Consider the following 880-nt stretch of genomic DNA (forward strand, 5'->3'; position numbering starts at 1 on the left):
AAAAGCTACTCCCTAAGATTCAGCAGTCCTTAGAGCGGATTCGGCTGGGCGAGTATGGCTACTGTATTGAATCTGGAGATCCAATCGGTATTCCGCGATTACTTTTAAGACCAACAGCTGAGTACTGCGCAGACGTCAAACAAGCACGTGAAATGCAGGAGCACGTGTTCAGAGATTAGTTAAGCTTGAGAGTAAACGAATGATGTAGCCTCGATGCTTAATCAAAGCGTTGGAAGCATTAACTTCCAGCGCTTTGATTAAGCAACCACGCAATCACAAACACTTGCGGTAGGGTTAACAGCGGTAAATAGAGTGCTGTTTTCCATGATTTGGTGGTGTCTTTGATGACCATAATTTCGGTGTAATCGGTGGCGACGCCGCCCATCAAAAAACCAAAACTATTACCGGGGGCATTGGCACGAGTCATCAAGTCGGCCGCGATAGGTGTCGAGCCTTCTGAGCAGACCTCAATGATGGTCGCAGCGACTAAGGTCGCAAATAAACCAAGCAGAGTAGGACCGAAGTAATCTTGGAAAAGCTCTAGGCTCACAAAGGCGCGAATAGCAGAAGCGAGCAACACGCCAAACAATATCCATTTGATGATAATGCGTGAGCCATTAATGCCTCCTTGAACAAAGCGTTTAAGAAGCGTTGAATTCCATGAAACACCATTCAGTTGGCGCTTAGCTTCGGGCCAGAATTTGAAATCGGGATCGTAAGGCAGTACGTTCGGGTTGCTTGGGAGTGTTCCGTTTTTTTCAAGTCGATCAAACATCCATCCGGCCGCAATTCCAATGAGCATTGAGAGCAGAATAAAGATGATCGTCCACTCTAAGCCGATTAATGCAATCATGATGATCGTGAGTGAAAGCGAGTTCCA

At 46.5% G+C, this 880-nt stretch carries 2 protein-coding genes; one reads left to right on the forward strand and one right to left on the reverse strand.

The annotated features are described in order from the left end of the window. Positions 1-44: 44 nt before the first annotated feature. Positions 45-179 carry a TraR/DksA C4-type zinc finger protein gene (locus A3738_RS31795; protein WP_255376138.1) on the forward strand — a complete coding sequence of 45 codons (135 nt, stop codon included), beginning with the start codon at positions 45-47 and terminating at the stop codon, positions 177-179. Positions 180-238: 59 nt separating this feature from the next. On the opposite strand, the gene A3738_RS03810 is transcribed toward A3738_RS31795, so the two are convergent. After that, on the reverse strand, positions 239-880 hold a 642-nt coding region (locus A3738_RS03810; RefSeq protein ID WP_197473560.1), incomplete at its 5' end, for a permease.

Source organism: Oleiphilus sp. HI0066 (genome assembly GCF_001635725.1).